This window comes from Kitasatospora sp. NPDC034035, from assembly GCF_055575755.1.
This window is the reverse complement of sequence record NZ_JBVISA010000003.1, coordinates 133,095-148,552: the sequence shown is the minus strand read 5'-3', so window position 1 is coordinate 148,552 and position 15,458 is coordinate 133,095. Positions and strand designations below refer to the sequence as shown.

The following is a 15,458-nucleotide window of genomic DNA, read 5'->3' as shown; positions in this document are numbered from 1 at the left end:
GGCCGTACGGGCGGCGGCGTTCGCGGCGGCGTTCGCCGTGGCGTCAGCCGTGGCGTCAGCCGTGGCGTTCGGCGTCCCCCGCGCCGCTGCCCGCTCAGGTCCGGGCCCGCTGGGTCACCGCGATGCAGACCAGCACCACCACCGCCGTGACCGGCGCGGCGGCCGGCAGGTGCTCGCCGAGCAGGAGCACCGACCAGACCAGCGTCAGCAGCGGCTGCCCGAGCTGCAGCTGACTGGCCCTCGGCACGCCGATCCCGGCCATCCCCCGGTACCAGAGCACGAACCCGCCGAACTGCGACACCGCCGCGACGTACGCCAGCCCGGCCAGCGCCTTCGGCCCGAGCTGCACCGGCTCGGTGGCCAGCCCGAACGCCGAGGTCAGCAGCGTCACCGGCAGTGCGGCCAGCACCGCCCAGGCGATCACCTGGGCGCCCGGGAGGTCCCGGGAGAGCCGCCCGCCCTCCGCGTACCCGGCCGCGCAGATCACCAGCCCGACGAACAGGTAGAGGTCGGCGACGGTCGGCCGGCCGTGGCTCTGCAGCAGGGTGAAGGCCAGGACGGCCACCGCCCCCGCCAGCGCGGCCGCCCAGAACGCCCGGGACGGCCGGCGGCCGGTGCGCAGCGCCGCGACCACCGCGGTGGCCAGCGGCAGGACGCCGATCACCACCGCCGAATGGGCGGTCGAGGAGGTGCGCAGGGCGAGCGTGGTCAGCAGCGGGAAGCCGAGGACGCAGCCGACCGAGACCACCAGCAGGGCGGGCCAGTGCCGCCGCTGCGGCAGCGGGGCGGCGGCAGCCAGCAGGTAGAGCGCGGCCAGCGCCCCGGCCAGGACCCCGCGCAGGCCGGTCGAGGTCCACGGGCCGAAGCCGGTCAGGGACCACGCGGTGGCCGGGAAGCTGAGCGAGAAGGAGGCCACCCCGAGGGCGGCGAGAGCGGTGCCGGAGGCCGCGCCGCGCTGCGGTGCTATCGCCCGGAGCTGGGTAGCGCTATCTTGTGCCGTCATGAACGAGCGTAGCAGTGTGACCGAACTTGCCGACACCCTGCGGCGGGAGGTCGAGCGCTACCCGGAAGGACGGAAGCTGCCCGCCAGCCGGGCGCTGATGGAACGCCACCAGGTCAGCCCGGTGACGGTCTCCCGGGCCATCGCGGTCCTCGTCGCCGAGGGACTGGTGGTCTCCAGGCCCGGCGCCGGGGTCTTCCGGGCGGCGGCCTTCGCCGCGGCCCCGACCGCCCCCGCCGCACCGCCCGGCCGCACCGGCGACCTCTCCTGGCAGGAGATCGCGCTCAGCGCCGACTCCGGCCCCCGCGACCTGATCGCCGCCCCGGTCCTCGCCACCCTCCGGGTGCCGCCGCCCCACGTCATCGACCTCAACAGCGGCTACCCGCACGCCTCACTGCTGCCCGAACGCCTGCTGGCCACCGCCCTCGCCCGGGCCGGCCGCCGCCCCGGCGCCTGGGACCGCCCACCCGTCGACGGCCTCACCGAGCTGCGCGGCTGGTTCGCCCGCGACATCGGCGGCCACGGCGGGCCGATCGGCGCCGGAGACGTCCTGATCACCTCCGGCGGGCAGGGCGGGCTCACCGTCGCCATGCGCTCGCTGGCCGCGCCCGGCGCGCCGGTCCTGGTGGAATCGCCGACGTACCCGGGCATCCTGGCGGTCATCCGGGCCGCCGGGCTGCGGCCCGTCCCCGTCCCGATCGACGCCGACGGCGTCCGCACCGACCTGCTGGCGGACGCGTTCGCGGCCACCCGGGCCCGGGTCTTCGTCTGCCAGCCGCTGTTCCAGAACCCCACCGGCGCGGTGCTCTCACCCTCACGGCGGGAGGAGGTCCTGCGGATCGCCCGGGCGGCCGGGGCCTTCGTCGTCGAGGACGACTTCGCCCGGCTCCTGGTCCACGCGGACGCCCCCGCGCTGCCGCGCCCGCTCGCCGCCGACGACCGGGACGGGGTCGTGGTGCACCTGCGCTCGCTCACCAAGGCCGCCTCCCCCAATCTGCGGATCGGCGCCCTCACCGCCCGCGGCCCCGCCCTGGCCCGACTGCGGGCCACCCAGGTGGTGGACAGCTTCTTCGTGCCCCGGCCGCTCCAGGAAGCGACGCTGGAACTGGTCGCCGACCCCGCCTGGGCCCGCCACCTGCGCACCCTCGGCACCGAACTGCGCGACCGCCGCACCGCCGCCGTCGCCGCCCTGCACCGCGAGCTGCCCGGCCTCCTCACCATCCACCGCCCCGGCGGCTACCACCTGTGGCTGCGCCTCCCGGACGGCACCGACGACGGCGCCCTCACCGCCGCCGCCCTGCGCACCGGCGTCCAGATCACCCCCGGCCGCCCCTACCACCCCGCCGAACCCCAGGCGCCCCACGTCCGCCTCAGTTACGCCGCCGCGGAGAGCCCCGCCCGGGTGGCCGAGGGCATCCACCGCCTCCGACTGGCCTACGAGGAGACCGCCGGCTGACCCGGGTTGGTGCCGGGGGCCCGCCCAGGCCTCGCCGCGCCCCCTGACCCTGCAACCGGGGGTGGCGGTCGGTTACCGCCCGTACCCCGCCATCCGCTCCAGGCGGGCGATGCGCTCCGCCATCGGAGGGTGGGTGGAGAAGAGCCTGGCGCCGGCCTCGCCGGGGCGGAAGGGGCTGGCGATCATCATGTGGCTCGCCGTCTGGAGCTGCGGCTCGGGCGGCAGGGGGAGCCGGCGGGTGCCCTCGTCGAGCTTCCGGAGGGCGCCGGCGAGGGCGAGCGGGTCGCCGGTGATCCGGGCGCCGTCGGCGTCGGCCTGGTACTCGCGGGAGCGGCTGACCGCCATCTGGATCAGTCCGGCCGCGAGCGGTCCGAGGATCATGATGGCGAGCACCCCGAACAGCCCGGGCCCGTCGTCGTCCTCGTCGCGCCCGAACGGGATCAGCCAGGCGAAGTTCACCAGGAACATCACCACCGAGGCGAGCGCCCCGGCGACCGAGGAGATCAGGATGTCCCGGTTGTAGACGTGGCTCAGCTCGTGCCCGAGCACGCCCCGCAGCTCGCGCTCGTCCAGGAGCCGCAGGATGCCCTCCGTGCAGCAGACCGCCGCGTTGCGCGGGTTGCGGCCGGTGGCGAAGGCGTTGGGAGCCGGGGTCGGGGAGATGTAGAGGCGGGGCATCGGCTGGCGGGCGGCCGTGGAGAGCTCGCGCACGATCCGGTACAGCTGCGGCGCCTCGAACTCGCTGACCGGCCGGGCCCGCATGGCGCGCAGCGCGATCCTGTCGCTGTTCCAGTAGGCGTAGGCGTTGGTTCCGAGGGCGATCAGCAGGGCGATCACGAAGCCGGTGCGGCCGAAGAAGCTTCCGATCACCAGGATCAGCGCGGAGAGGCCACCGAGCAGGACGGCGGTCCTCAGTCCGTTGTGCCGGCGGTGCACGTCAGGCCCTCCATTGGTGCGGTGGGGAAGCCCTTGCCTCGTCCCTCTTGCCCGGTCAACGGGCGGGGCCTGGGACCTTGTTCCCTTGTGACCGACGCGACACCGCCGCACCGGCCCGTCGCACCGTCGTACTGCCGCCCCGCCGCGCCGCACCGCCGCGCCGTCGCGCCGTCGCACCGGAACGGGCACCGCCCGCCGGGGCGGGCACCGGCTCAGAACAGCGAGCCGCCCGCGACCTGCAGGACCAGCTGGGGCGCCACCGACAGGACCACCGCGACCGAGGCGGTGAGCCCCAGGGTCGCGGTCAGGCTCGCGGGCAGGCGCTGCTCGGCCTCGACCACGGCGCCGCCCGCCGGCCGGTCCGCCGCCGGGGCGAACAGCCGGGCCGTCCACAGCAGGTAGTAGTACAGGGCGACGACCACGTTGGCGGCCATCACCACGGCCAGCCAGCCCAGCCCGGCGTCGACGGCCGCGCGGAACACCACGACCTTGCCGAACAGGCCGATCACGCCCGGCGGCAGTCCGGCCAGGCAGAGCAGGAAGAAGGCGAGTGCCAGCGCCGTCCAGCGGCGGCGGGCGAACAGGCCGCGGAAGTCGTCCACGCTGGTCCCGGCCCGGCGGCCGACCGCCGCGACCACCGCGAAGGCGCCGAGGTTCACCACGCCGTAGATCAGCGCGTACGCGGCGGTGGCGCCGAGCTGGTCGCTCCCGGTGGGCGCGTAGCCGGCCGCGGCGAGCGGCACCAGCAGGTACCCGGCCTGGCCGACCGAGGACCAGGCGAGCAGCCGCACCGCGCTGTACCGGGTGTCGAAGCGCTGCCGCAGCGCGCCGACGTTGCCCACGGTCATGGTGACGGCGGCCAGCACCGCGAGCGCCGCCCCCCAGGTGTGCGCGTACGGCCGGAAGGCGATGGTGGTGGCGAGGGCGAGCCCGGAGAGCCCGGCCGCCTTGCCGACCACCGACAGGTAGCCGGCCACCGGCAGCGGTGCGCCGGTGTAGGTGTCGGGCACCCAGAAGTGGAACGGGACTGCGGCGACCTTGAACGCGAAGCCGACCAGGGTCAGCACCGCGCCCGCCTCGGCCAGCGGCTTGAGCTGCGCGGGGGCGTGCTCCAGGCCCTGGGCGACGGCGGCGAGGTGCAGGCTGCCGCTCGCCGCGTAGACGAAGCCGATGCCGAGCAGCATCACGGCGGTCGCGGTCACGGAGGAGACGAAGAACTTGAGCGCGGCCTCCGCGCCCCGGCCGTCCCGGCGCAGCGCGACCAGGGCGAAGGCGGGCAGCGAGGCGACCTCCAGGGCGATCACCAGGGTGGCGAGGTCGCGGGAGGCGGGCAGCAGGGCGGCGCCGGTGGCGCTGGAGAGCAGCAGGAACCAGTACTCGCCGCGGGGCAGCTTCTCGTTCTCGACGGTGTGGGCCGAGAGCAGCGCCGCGATCAGCGCGCCGCCGAGGACGAGCAGCTGGAACACCAGGGCGAAATGGTCGGCGACGTAGGAGCAGCCGGCGTTGTCAGTGCCGCCTGCTACGTTCTGCACACAGAAGGTCGCTCGGGGTGACCCACCGGTGAGGGGAAGAAGCGCGATGAGGGCGAGGGCGAGTCCGGCCACGGTGAGGCGGCCGAGCCACTTCTTGTGCCGCTCGGGCAGGAACAGGTCCGTGACCAGCACGGCGAGGGCGGCCACGGCGGCGATCAGCGGGGGCGCGATCGCCACCCAGTCCACGGACTGGATCAGGCTGCCCGGGTTGGCTACGGCGAGGGAGGTCACAGTGTGCTGCCCCGTGGAGTGAGGTCCGAGTGCGGCGGTCTGGGCTGCGAGCACGGTCAGCCACCCCCGAGGAGGTGCTTGACGGCGGGGTTCGAGAGGCCGAGCAGCAGCGCGGGCCAGAGGCCGGCGAGCAGGGTGAGCGCGGCCAGCGGCGTCCAGCTGACGGCCTCGTACGGGCGCAGGTCGGCCACCTCGGCCACCGGCGCGGGCTGCTCGGGGTCACCCATGCAGACGCGCTTGACGACGATCAGCAGGTAGGCGGCGGTGAGGAGGGTGCCGAGGCCGGCCAGGACCATGTAGGTGACGAAGGCGGGGCGCGACAGGGCGTCGGCCGGGTCGAACGCGCCGAACATGGCGAGCAGTTCGCCCCAGAAGCCGGCCAGGCCGGGCAGGCCGAGGCTGGCGACGGCGGCGAAGGCGAGCAGCGCGCCGAGTCGCGGCGCCCGGCCGTACAGGGCGGCGCCGGTGGCGCCGGAGAGGGTGTCGAGGTCGGCGGTGCCGTAGCGGTCCTTGAGCGCACCGACGACGAAGAACAGCAGGCCGGTGATCAGGCCGTGGGCGATGTTGGCGAACAGTGCGCCGTTGACGCCCACCGGGGTGAGGGAGGCGATGCCGAGCAGCACGAAGCCCATGTGGCCGACGGAGGAGTACGCGATCAGGCGCTTGAGGTCGCCCTTGGATCCGGGGCGGGCCAGCGCCAGGCAGGCGAGTGATCCGTAGACGATGCCGACGGCCGCGAAGGCGCCCAGGTAGGGGGCGAGCGTGGCGGTGCCGTCCGGCACGACCGGGAGGAGGACGCGGACCAGACCGTACGTGCCCATCTTCAGCAGCACACCGGCGAGCAGCACCGAGCCCACCGTCGGGGCGGCGGTGTGCGCGTCGGGGAGCCAGCTGTGCAGCGGCCAGGCGGGGGCCTTGACGGCGAGCCCGACCAGGATCGCCAGCGCGGCGATCACCTGGGTGGTGTGGCTCAGTCCGCTGCCGTGCGCGGCGGCCAGGGCCTGCATGTCGAAGGTGCCGGCCTTGCTGCCGATCAGCAGGAAGCCGAGCAGCATCACGGCCGAGCCGAGCAGCGTGTAGAGGATGAACCGGTTGGCGGCCGGGGCCTTCGCGCCGCTCCCCCAGCGGGCGATCAGGAAGTACATCGGGATCAGCACGATCTCGAAGGCCAGGAAGAAGAGCAGGAGGTCCAGCACCGCGAAGGTGGCGAGCATGCCGACTTCGAGGAGGAGGAACAGCCCGACGAAGGCCTGCGCGGACGGACGGGGCTCATCGGGGACTCCGCCCCGGGCCTCCCCGTTCGGCAGCCGCTTCTCCGAGTACAGCGCGCAGAGGAAGGTGAGCAGCGCGGTCAGCACGATCAGCGGCAGCGAGATGCCGTCCACGCCGAGGTGGAGGCGCACGTGCAGGGCCGGGATCCAGGACACGTCGGTGGTGGCCTGCATCCGGGCGGGTTCGTCGTGGTCGAAGCCGGCCGCGAGGGCGACGGTGAGCAGGAGCACCGCGCCGGTGACGACAGTGTTCAGCCGCAGCGCCCGCCGGTCGGCGGCGGCCCGGTCCGGCCCGAACACCGGCGCCAGGGTGAGCGCGGCACCGAGCAGCGGCAGCACCAGGAGGGCGATGAGGACTGCGTTCATCGGGGGCTCCTACGTGCGGCGGTCGAGGGGACGGAGGTGAAGGACAGCACCGGCTACACCGCCACCAGGACGGCCAGCAGGACGACGGCGGCCAGCAGGGCACTGAGGTAGGTCTGCGCGTTGCCGGTCTGCGCGAGCCGGACGGCCCGGCCGAGCAGGTTGGCGCCGATCCCGCTGCCCTGCACGTAGCCCTCGACGACCTCGCGGTCGAGGAAGCGGACCAGCCGGGCGGCGGCGACCACCGGTCGGACGAACAGCGCCTGGTACAGCCGGTCGACGCCGAAGCCGTGCCGGGCAGGGCCGAACAGCGGGCCGAGCAGGGTGCGCCCGGGGTCGGCGACGATCACCTCGGCGGCCGGCGCTCCGGCCTGCTCGGGCACCCGGCCGGCGGCGGCCGGAGCCGGCCTGCCGGTGCCCAGCCGGGCGGTCGCCGAGCGCCAGGCGCCGTACGCCGCGAGCACGCCGACCACGGCGAGCCCGGTGCCGGTGACGGCGGTGACCCCGGTGGGTCGCAGCGAGCCGCCGTCCAGCAGCGCGGGCAGCCAGTCCGAGCGCAGGCCGGCGATGCCGAAGCCCATGGTCGGGACGGCGAGCACCCAGAGCGGCCAGCGCATCGCGGGCGGCTCGGTGCTGCCCGGGTCGGCCTCGTCCAGCTCGGGCGAGTACGGTGCGTCGGCCTCGTGGTCGGCCACGACAGTGGCCCGGTCGGCGGCGGGCAGCACCTGCGGTGCGGCAGCGGCGGCACCGGCCGGGCTGTGGAACGCCACCAGGAAGAGCCGGGTCGCGTACGCGGCGGTGAGCAGCGCGGTGAGCGCGGCGGAGATCAGCACGATCCACCCGGCGACCTGCGGCACCGCCGAGGCCGGGCCGAGCCCGTTGGTGAGCGCCTCGCCCTTGGCGGCGTGCTCGGCGGCGGTCAGCACCGCCTCCTTGCTGAAGAAGCCGGAGAACGGCGGCAGCCCGATCAGGGCGATCAGCGCGATGCCCATCGTCCAGTAGGCGTCCGGGACGCGCTTGCGCAGCCCCGGGATCCGGGACATCGCGGAGATCGAGTTGGTGTGCGCGGCGTGGATCACCACACCGGCGGCCAGGAACAGCAGTGCCTTGAACGCGCCGTGGCTGACCAGGTGGAAGACGGAGGCCTCGCGGTCGCCGCTGGCCAGCGCGCCGGCCATGTAGCCGAGCTGGCCGACGGTGGAGTAGGCGAGCACCCGCTTGAGGTCGTCCTGGGCGAGCGCGCACAGCGCCGAGCCGATCATCGTCACGGCGGCCATCACCGCGAGCACGACCAGCGCCGCGCCGGACAGCAGGAAGACCGGCATCAGCCGGGCGACCAGGTAGATGCCGGCCGCGACCATGGTGGCGGCGTGGATCAGCGCGGAGACCGGCGTGGGGCCGGCCATGGCGTCCGGGAGCCAGGTGTGCAGCGGGAACTGCGCGCTCTTGCCGGCGACCCCGGCGAGCAGCAGCAGCGCGATCAGCGTCGGGTGCCCGAGCTTGCCCTCGCCCGCGGCGGCCAGCACGTCCGTGATCCGGAAGCTGCCGGCGTCCGCGCCCAGCAGGAAGATCCCGAACAGGAAGGGCACGTCGCCGAGCTTGGTGACCAGGAAGGCCTTGAGCGAGGCCGAGCGGGCGTCCGCGCTCTCCCAGTGGTGGCCGATCAGGAAGTACGAGCAGAGGCCCATGACCTCCCAGCCGACCAGCAGCACGATCAGGTCGCCCGAGTAGACCACCAGGAACATCGCCGCGGTGAACAGCGAGACCAGCGCCGCGTACGAGGGGTAGCGCGGGTCCTGCTTCAGGTACGCGGTCGAGTAGACCTGGACGCAGGTGGCGACCAGGCCGACGAGCACCGAGATCAGCGAGCTGAAGCCGTCCAGGTGGAGGGCGAGCGTGATGTCCGGGCCGCCGGTCGGGGTGAGCCGGGTGGCCGCGTCGAGGGTCTGGCCGGTGCCGAGCTGGAGGGCGACCACCAGGGCGAGCACGGCCGAGACGGAGACCGGGACGATCGCCAGCGGCCGGGCCAGCCCGGGCGCCTTCTTGCCGGTGGCCAGGGTCGCGGCCGCGCCGAGCGCGGGCAGCACGGGGACGAGTACGGGCAGGGCGAGGTTCATGCGGCGGCCTGGCCCTTCAGCGCCTCGGCTCCGGTCGGCGTCTCCTCGGCGGCGAGCGACTCGGCCGGGTCGCCGAGCGCGGTGGCCCGGTCGATGTCCGCCGTGCCCCGGGCCCGGAACAGCAGCAGGACGATGGCGAGCCCCAGCCCGATCTCGGCGGCGGCGACGGTGATGGTGAACAGGGTGAGCGCCTGTCCGGCGTGCAGCGAGTCGCGCAGCCAGGCGTCGAAGGCGACCAGGTTGAGGTTGACGGCGTTGAGCATCAGCTCGACCGACATCAGTACCAGGACGGCATTGCGCCGGGCGAGCACGCCGTACACGCCGACGCTGAACAGCAGCGCGGCGAGGACGACGGGGTAGGCGAGGTGCATCAGCTCTTCTCCTCCGGCTCGGCGGAGGCCGACTCGGCGGCGGCCGGCTCAGCGGCGGCCTGCTCGGCGGCGGCCGGCGCGGCCGGCTTGGGCGCGGTCGCGGCGACCGTCCCGTTGGATCCGACCGGCCGTCCGGCGCGCAGCTTGCCCGCCCGGGGCACCGGCACCCGCCGCTTGTCCCCGCGCGACAGCACGATCGCGCCGACCAGCGCCGCCAGCAGCAGGACGGACAGTGCCTCGAAGGGCAGCACCCAGTTCCGGAACAGGCTCGCCCCGGTGACGGCGGCGGAGCCGCCGCCCGCGCCGAGGTCGATCCAGGAGGTCCGGAAGGCGTCGACGACCAGCGTGACCAGCGTCCCGGCCGAGGCCAGCGCCACGACCAGGGCCACCCAGCGGTTCTTGGAGTCGGCGTCCGGCGAGCGCCTGATCGGCGCCTTGGTGAGCATCAGCCCGAACAGCACCAGGACGACCACCGAGCCGAGGTAGATCAGCACCTGCACCCAGGCGATGAACTCGGCCGTGAGCAGCAGGAACTCCACCGCCAGCCCGCCGAGCGCGACGACCAGCCAGAGCGCGGCGTGCACCAGCTGCTTGGTGGTGACGGCGACCACGGCCGAGCCGAGCACGGCGATGCCGACCAGCAGGAAGACGATCTCCTGCCCGGTCGGGGACAGGAACGAACGGGCGGCCGGCTCCAACGAGCCGGTCGCCGCGAGAAGCGTGGCGGCGGTACTCATGCGTCGTCACCCTTCTCTTCCAGCGCCGCGGCGGCTGCGGCCAGCTTGTCCGCGGCCTTGCGCGCGGTGGCGATCTCCTTGGGGTCCTCGGCCGCCGGGTCCAGCGCCGGCGGCGCCGGGACGGTCCACATCCACTCGCGGAGCTTGTCCCGCTCGTGGGTCAGCTCGTGGATGTCCGTCTCGGCGTACTCGAACTCCGGCGACCAGAACAGCGCGTCGAAGGGGCAGACCTCGATGCAGATCCCGCAGTACATGCAGAGCGAGAAGTCGATGGCGAACCGGTCCAGCACGTTGCGGGTGCGGGCCCGGGCGTTCGGCTCGGCGGCCGGCAGCGTCTCCTTGTGGGAGTCGATGTAGATGCACCAGTCCGGGCACTCGCGCGCGCAGAGCATGCACACCGTGCAGTTCTCCTCCAGCAGCGCGATGACGCCGCGCGAACGCGGCGGCAGCACCGGCTGCACGTCGGGGTACTGCGCGGTGACGCTCTTCTTCGTCATCGTCCGCAGCGTCACGGCCAGCCCCTTGGCGAGGCCGATACCCGGAAAACTCATGAGATCGCCACCTTGATGATGCCGGTGAGGGCCAGCTGGACCAGGGCGAGCGGGATCAGCACCGTCCACGCGAAGCGCATCAGCTGGTCCTCGCGCAGCCGCGGGTAGGTGACCCGCAGCCAGATGACCACGAAGGCCAGCGCGAAGGTCTTGAGGATCATCCAGAGCCAGCCGAGCTGGTCCGCCATCGGCCCGTGCCAGCCGCCCAGGAAGAGCACCGCGGTCAGCGCGGACACCACCAGGATGCCCACGTACTCGGACAGCAGGAACAGCGCGAACCGCAGACCGGTGTACTCGGTGTACGCGCCGAAGATGATCTCCGAGTCGGCGACCGGCATGTCGAACGGCGGGCGCTGCAGCTCGGCCAGACCGGCCGTGAAGAACACGAACGCGCCGATGACCTGCCAGGGCAGCCAGTACCACTGCCAGGAGTCCACGATCCCGGGCAGCGAGAGGGTGCCCGCGGCCATCGCCACCGAGGCCGCCGCCAGCACCATCGGCAGCTCGTACGACATCAGCTGCGCGGCCGTGCGCAGACCGCCGAGCAGCGAGAACTTGTTCGCCGAGGCCCAGCCGGCCATCAGCTTGCCGATCACGCCGACGCCCATCACGGCCAGCACGAAGAACAGCCCGGCGTCGATCGCCTGGCCGACGAAGCCGTTCGGGCCGACCGGGATCGCCAGCAGGACGAAGAGGTACGGCAGCAGCGAGACGGCGGGCGCCAGCTGGAAGATCCGGCGGTCCGCCCCGGCCGGGACGATGTCCTCCTTCTGCGCGAACTTCACGCCGTCCGCGACGAGCTGTGCCCAGCCGTGGAAGCCACCCGCGTACATCGGGCCGAGCCGGCCCTGCATGTGCGCCATGACCTTGTGCTCGGTCTGGCCGATGACCAGCGGGACGACCAGGAAGACCACGAGGGTGGCGACGCAGCGCAGCACGGTGTCGAGCAGGTTCACGCGCCGTCTCCGTCCCGGTCGGCCGGGGCGGCCGCCGTCTCGTCCTTCTGCTCCGGCTCGCCGGGCTGCTCCGCGGGCTCGTCGCCCGACGGCGCCGGGGGCCGGTCGCCCGACGGCTTCTCGTCGTGGGCCGGCACCGGGTTGTGCCAGGGCGCGTCGGAGGACGAGGGCCGCGCGGGGGCCGGACGCTCCGGCGCGGCCTCGTCGGCGGTCTGGCTGACCGACCCGTCGGAGACCGACCGGACTCGCCGCGGCCGGTCCGCCCGCACCGCGGGCGTCTCCTCGGCGGGAACGGCGGGAGCACCGGAAGCGGGAGCGGGAGCACCGGAAGCGGGAGCACCGGAAGCAGCGGGAGCGGCGTCGGAAGCGGCCTGGCTCGCCGAGCCCTCCGCCACCGAGCGCGTCCGCCGCGGCCGGTCGGCCCGTACGGGCGCGCCCTCGGCGGCGCCACCGGCGGCACCGGCGGCACCGGCAGCAGGGGCGGCGCCACCGGCGGCAGCGGCCGCCCGGGGCGTGCGCGCCGCCGCGCCCGCCGCCCGCGCACCGCGCGCGGGCCGCGCGGCGACCGGCGGCAGGGTGCCCTTGAGCGGCCCCCACTCGTTCGGGTCCGGCACACCGGCCGGCTGCATCTTGCGCCGGGCCGGGCCGCCGCCGTGGTCCGACTCGCCCGGCTCCTTGGCGCCCGGCCAGTCCTTGGCGACCCGGGCGGCGAGCACGAACTCCTTGCGCAGCGGGTGCCCCTCGAAGCCGTCCGGCAGCAGCAGGGTGGCCAGGTAGGGGTGCCCGGGGAAGTCGATGCCGAACATCTCGTGCGTCTCGCGCTCGTGCCAGCCGGCACCGGCGTAGACGGAGACGGCGGTCGGCAGTGCCGCCTTGTCGCGCGGCACCTTGGTGCGCAGCGCGAGGTGCCGCACGCCCGGTGCCTCGACGGCGGCCAGGTGCGCGACCACGGAGAAGCCCTCGGCGAGTTCGTCGACGGCGCTCAGCCAGTCGAAGAAGCCCAGGCCCAGGACGTCCCGGGCGTTGGTGAGCGCCTCGATCCAGTTCTCGGCCGGGACGTCGACGGTGATCAGCCCGTACGCCTCGGCGCCGGTCGCCCACTCCCCGACCGACGCCGCGTACTGCTCGGCCGTGGTCACGAGGCCCCTCCCTCACTCGAAGGCCCGGCCTCACTCGAAGACCCGGCCGAAGACCCGGCCTCGGAACCGGCCGCAGCCGTGGGCCCCGCCACCAGCGGGCGGCGCAGCGCCGCCGCGGGCGCGGTGTACCGGTCGGGCAGGGACTCCTCGGCGATCTTCTCCTGCAGCTTGAGGATGCCCTGGAGCAGCGCCTCGGGCCGGGGCGGGCATCCGGGCACGTAGACGTCGACCGGGATGATCTGGTCCACGCCCTTGGTGACCGAGTACGAGTCCCAGTAGGGCCCGCCGGAGTTGGAGCAGGCGCCGAAGGAGATGACGTACTTCGGCTCGGGCATCTGCTCGTAGAGCCGCTTGACGGCCGGGGCCATCTTGTCGGTGACCGTCCCCGAGACGATCATCAGGTCCGCCTGACGGGGACCCGGCGCGAACGGGATGACGCCCATCCGGATGAAGTCGTGCTTGGCCATGGACGCGGCGATGAACTCGATCGCGCAGCAGGCCAGGCCGAAGTTGAAGCACCAGAGGCTGTAGCGGCGGCCCCAGTTGAGCACCACCTTGACCGGGTCCGGCGCGAGCCGGGCCAGCGGTCCGATGCCGCGGCGCTCGACGGCGCCGGGGCGGGCGGGGTCCGGCAGTCCGAGCGGGACGGGACCGCCCTGGGCGCCGTGCGAGTGGGAGTGCGTCACGTCCATTCCAGAACGCCCTTCTTCCAGGCGTAGAGCAGCCCGACTGCGAGGAAGCCGATGAAGAGGAACATCTCGATCAGCGTTCCGGCGCCGTACCCGGCGGTGGCGAAGACGGTCGCCCACGGGAACAGGTAGATCGCGTCGACCGCGAAGATCACGTACAGGAAGGCGTACACGTAGTAGCGGATCTGGGTGTGCGCCCAGTCCTCGCCCACCGGGTCCACGCCGCACTCGTAGGCGAGGAGCTTCTCGGGCGAGTAGACCACCGGCCGCAGCAGGCGGTTGGCGGTGAACGCCACGGCGACGAACAGCACCCCGACGACGGCCAGCACGCCCATCGCGGCGTACGCGTCGAAGTAGCCGCTGCCGACCGCCGGGTCGGCCGCGACGACAGCCGCGTGCTGCCCCTCCATGCCTTCGCCTCCACCTCGGCCGTGAATCCGCCCCTCAAGGCAGTTCTACGACGTTTCCTCGCACAGTCATAACCACGGTCATAACCACGGTCGTCACCGCGGTCCTGACCACGGTCCCGACCACGGTCTCAACCGGGATCACAACCATGGCCAATGCGTGAGTCTAAGGGGACGGCTCGGCTCCACCCGAACCCTGCCCGTTCCGCAAGACGGCCCGTGGACACCCCGGTGAACGCCCGGCGTCCGGGACGGGGGTGGGGATAACCCCCGGCCGGGAAGATGTATCACCCCCATGGCACCCACCGCCCCCGGTTGGAGAAGCTTGGTCCAGTCGCACGATCAAGAGGACGGTAGATCCGGATGAAGCCGCTGCACCGCCGCGCCGAGGACACCATCGATGAGCAGGACGCTCGGATGGAGCGCCCATCGCTGTACGGCGCACGGATGTGGCGCCAGGCGGGGCACCTGCTGCTCAACCTGCCGCTGGGCATCGTCGGCTTCGTTCTCGCCGTGCTCACGCTCTCGGTCGGCCTGGGGCTGTCCGTCACCGTGGTCGGCCTGCCGCTGCTGGCCGCCGGGCTGGCCGCCCAGCGTTCCCTGGGCGCCCTGGGCCGGCGCCGGGCGCGGACGGCGTACGGCTCCGCGATCGACGAGCCGGAGCCGGTGCAGCCGCGCCGCCCGGGCGTGGTCGGCTACACCATCGCGCACGTCACCGACCTGCTGAACTGGCGCACCGCGCTCTACAACGTGCTGATGCTGCCCTGGGGCATCCTCAGCTTCGCCCTGACCCTGGTCTCGGTCCTGGTGCTGTGGCCGGTGCTGCCCTGGGTGATCCGCGGCATGGCCGCGATCGACCGGATCCTGATCGAGTCGCTGCTCTTCCCGGGCGCCCTGGCCGAGCGGGTGCGCGAGCTGGAGGACGACCGCGGCACGGTGGTCGACACCGCCGCCGCCGACCTGCGCCGGATCGAGCGCGACCTGCACGACGGGGCCCAGGCCCGGCTGGTGGCGCTGGCGATGGATCTCGGCATGGCCAAGGAGCGGCTGCGCGAGGTGGAGTCCGAGGAGGACGTGGTGGCCGCCACGAGGATGGTCGACAACGCGCACGGCGAGGTGAAGCTGGCCTTGCAGGAGCTGCGGGACCTGGCCCGCGGCATCCACCCGGCGGTGCTCACCGACCGCGGTCTGGACGCCGCGCTGTCCGCGGTCGCGGCCCGCTGCACCGTCCCCGGCGGGGTCAAGGTGAACGTCGACCTGACCGGCCGGGACGGTGAGCCGGAGCGCCCGGACTCGGCGGTCGAGGGCATCGCCTACTTCACCGTCAGCGAGCTGCTGACCAATGTCTCCAAGCACGCCGGAGCCCGCACCGCCTCGGTCGACGTCTGGCGCTCGGACCACCAGCTGATGGTGCTGGTCCAGGACGACGGCAAGGGCGGCGCGGCCCCGTACCCGGGCAGCGGTCTGGCGGGGCTGGCCGAGCGGGTCCGCGCGGTGGACGGGGTCTTCCTGGTGGAGAGCCCGAAGGACGGCCCGACCTCCGTCACCGTCGAGCTGCCCTGGCACACCCGCACTGCCCGCCGCTGACCCCACCGCTGACCCCACCGCTGACTGTCCGGACGGGCGCCGGGCCCCCGTCGAGGCAGTGACGGGGGGGAGGGGGGAAGACGGTGCGGAGGGGGGGGGGAAGAGAACCCTCGTG

Annotated in this window: 14 protein-coding genes; 2 read left to right on the top strand and 12 right to left on the bottom strand. The window is 73.8% G+C overall.

All coding sequences use genetic code 11. From position 1 onward, the window contains the following. Positions 1–94: 94 nt before the first annotated feature. Positions 95–1,003: a DMT family transporter gene (locus ACZ52J_RS05540; RefSeq protein WP_465616084.1), complete on the bottom strand. Its 909-nt coding sequence runs from the start codon at positions 1,001–1,003 to the stop codon at positions 95–97. Between ACZ52J_RS05540 and ACZ52J_RS05535 the strand changes: the two genes are divergently transcribed. Then, complete coding sequence (locus ACZ52J_RS05535) at positions 1,002–2,456, top strand: aminotransferase-like domain-containing protein (RefSeq protein WP_465616082.1); 1,455 nt, start codon at positions 1,002–1,004, stop codon at positions 2,454–2,456. The genes ACZ52J_RS05540 and ACZ52J_RS05535 overlap by 2 nt on opposite strands. Positions 2,457–2,528: 72 nt before the next feature. On the opposite strand, the gene htpX is transcribed toward ACZ52J_RS05535, so the two are convergent. From htpX to ACZ52J_RS05480, 11 genes are all read right to left on the bottom strand, one after another. After that, on the bottom strand, positions 2,529–3,392 hold the full coding sequence (gene htpX / locus ACZ52J_RS05530) for a zinc metalloprotease HtpX (RefSeq protein WP_465616080.1): 864 nt from the start codon (positions 3,390–3,392) through the stop codon (positions 2,529–2,531). Between the two features lie 212 nt (positions 3,393–3,604). Next, the gene (locus tag ACZ52J_RS05525; protein ID WP_465616078.1) at positions 3,605–5,155 is read right to left on the bottom strand and encodes an NADH-quinone oxidoreductase subunit N; all 1,551 of its coding nucleotides are present in this window, start codon (positions 5,153–5,155) and stop codon (positions 3,605–3,607) included. A gap of 56 nt (positions 5,156–5,211) precedes the next feature. Continuing rightward, positions 5,212–6,792 (bottom strand): complex I subunit 4 family protein, encoded by a 1,581-nt coding sequence (locus ACZ52J_RS05520; RefSeq protein WP_360495477.1) that lies wholly within the window; start codon positions 6,790–6,792, stop codon positions 5,212–5,214. Between the two features lie 53 nt (positions 6,793–6,845). Further along, complete coding sequence (locus tag ACZ52J_RS05515; protein WP_465616075.1) at positions 6,846–8,906, bottom strand: NADH-quinone oxidoreductase subunit 5 family protein; 2,061 nt, start codon at positions 8,904–8,906, stop codon at positions 6,846–6,848. Beyond that, on the bottom strand, positions 8,903–9,277 hold the full coding sequence (nuoK, locus tag ACZ52J_RS05510) for an NADH-quinone oxidoreductase subunit NuoK (protein WP_360495483.1): 375 nt from the start codon (positions 9,275–9,277) through the stop codon (positions 8,903–8,905). Before nuoK ends, ACZ52J_RS05515 begins: the two co-directional genes overlap by 4 nt. Continuing rightward, entirely contained in the window at positions 9,277–10,014 is a 738-nt protein-coding gene (locus tag ACZ52J_RS05505; RefSeq protein ID WP_465616073.1) for an NADH-quinone oxidoreductase subunit J family protein, read from the bottom strand. The genes nuoK and ACZ52J_RS05505 overlap by 1 nt, the downstream gene beginning before the upstream one ends. After that, positions 10,011–10,565 carry a NuoI/complex I 23 kDa subunit family protein gene (locus ACZ52J_RS05500; RefSeq protein ID WP_465616071.1) on the bottom strand — a complete coding sequence of 185 codons (555 nt, stop codon included), beginning with the start codon at positions 10,563–10,565 and terminating at the stop codon, positions 10,011–10,013. The genes ACZ52J_RS05505 and ACZ52J_RS05500 overlap by 4 nt, the downstream gene beginning before the upstream one ends. Continuing rightward, positions 10,562–11,521: an NADH-quinone oxidoreductase subunit NuoH gene (nuoH, locus tag ACZ52J_RS05495; protein WP_465616069.1), complete on the bottom strand. Its 960-nt coding sequence runs from the start codon at positions 11,519–11,521 to the stop codon at positions 10,562–10,564. The genes ACZ52J_RS05500 and nuoH overlap by 4 nt, the downstream gene beginning before the upstream one ends. Beyond that, on the bottom strand, positions 11,518–12,660 hold the full coding sequence (locus ACZ52J_RS05490) for an NADH-quinone oxidoreductase subunit C (RefSeq protein ID WP_465616067.1): 1,143 nt from the start codon (positions 12,658–12,660) through the stop codon (positions 11,518–11,520). Before ACZ52J_RS05490 ends, nuoH begins: the two co-directional genes overlap by 4 nt. Then, the gene (locus ACZ52J_RS05485) at positions 12,657–13,352 is read right to left on the bottom strand and encodes an NADH-quinone oxidoreductase subunit B (RefSeq protein WP_465616065.1); all 696 of its coding nucleotides are present in this window, start codon (positions 13,350–13,352) and stop codon (positions 12,657–12,659) included. The genes ACZ52J_RS05490 and ACZ52J_RS05485 overlap by 4 nt, the downstream gene beginning before the upstream one ends. Beyond that, entirely contained in the window at positions 13,343–13,759 is a 417-nt protein-coding gene (locus ACZ52J_RS05480) for an NADH-quinone oxidoreductase subunit A (RefSeq protein ID WP_465616063.1), read from the bottom strand. The genes ACZ52J_RS05485 and ACZ52J_RS05480 overlap by 10 nt, the downstream gene beginning before the upstream one ends. Positions 13,760–14,173: 414 nt before the next feature. Here ACZ52J_RS05480 and ACZ52J_RS05475 point away from each other — a divergent pair, with 414 nt between their 5' ends. Next, positions 14,174–15,343: a sensor histidine kinase gene (locus ACZ52J_RS05475; protein WP_465616364.1), complete on the top strand. Its 1,170-nt coding sequence runs from the start codon at positions 14,174–14,176 to the stop codon at positions 15,341–15,343. Positions 15,344–15,458 lie beyond the last annotated feature (115 nt).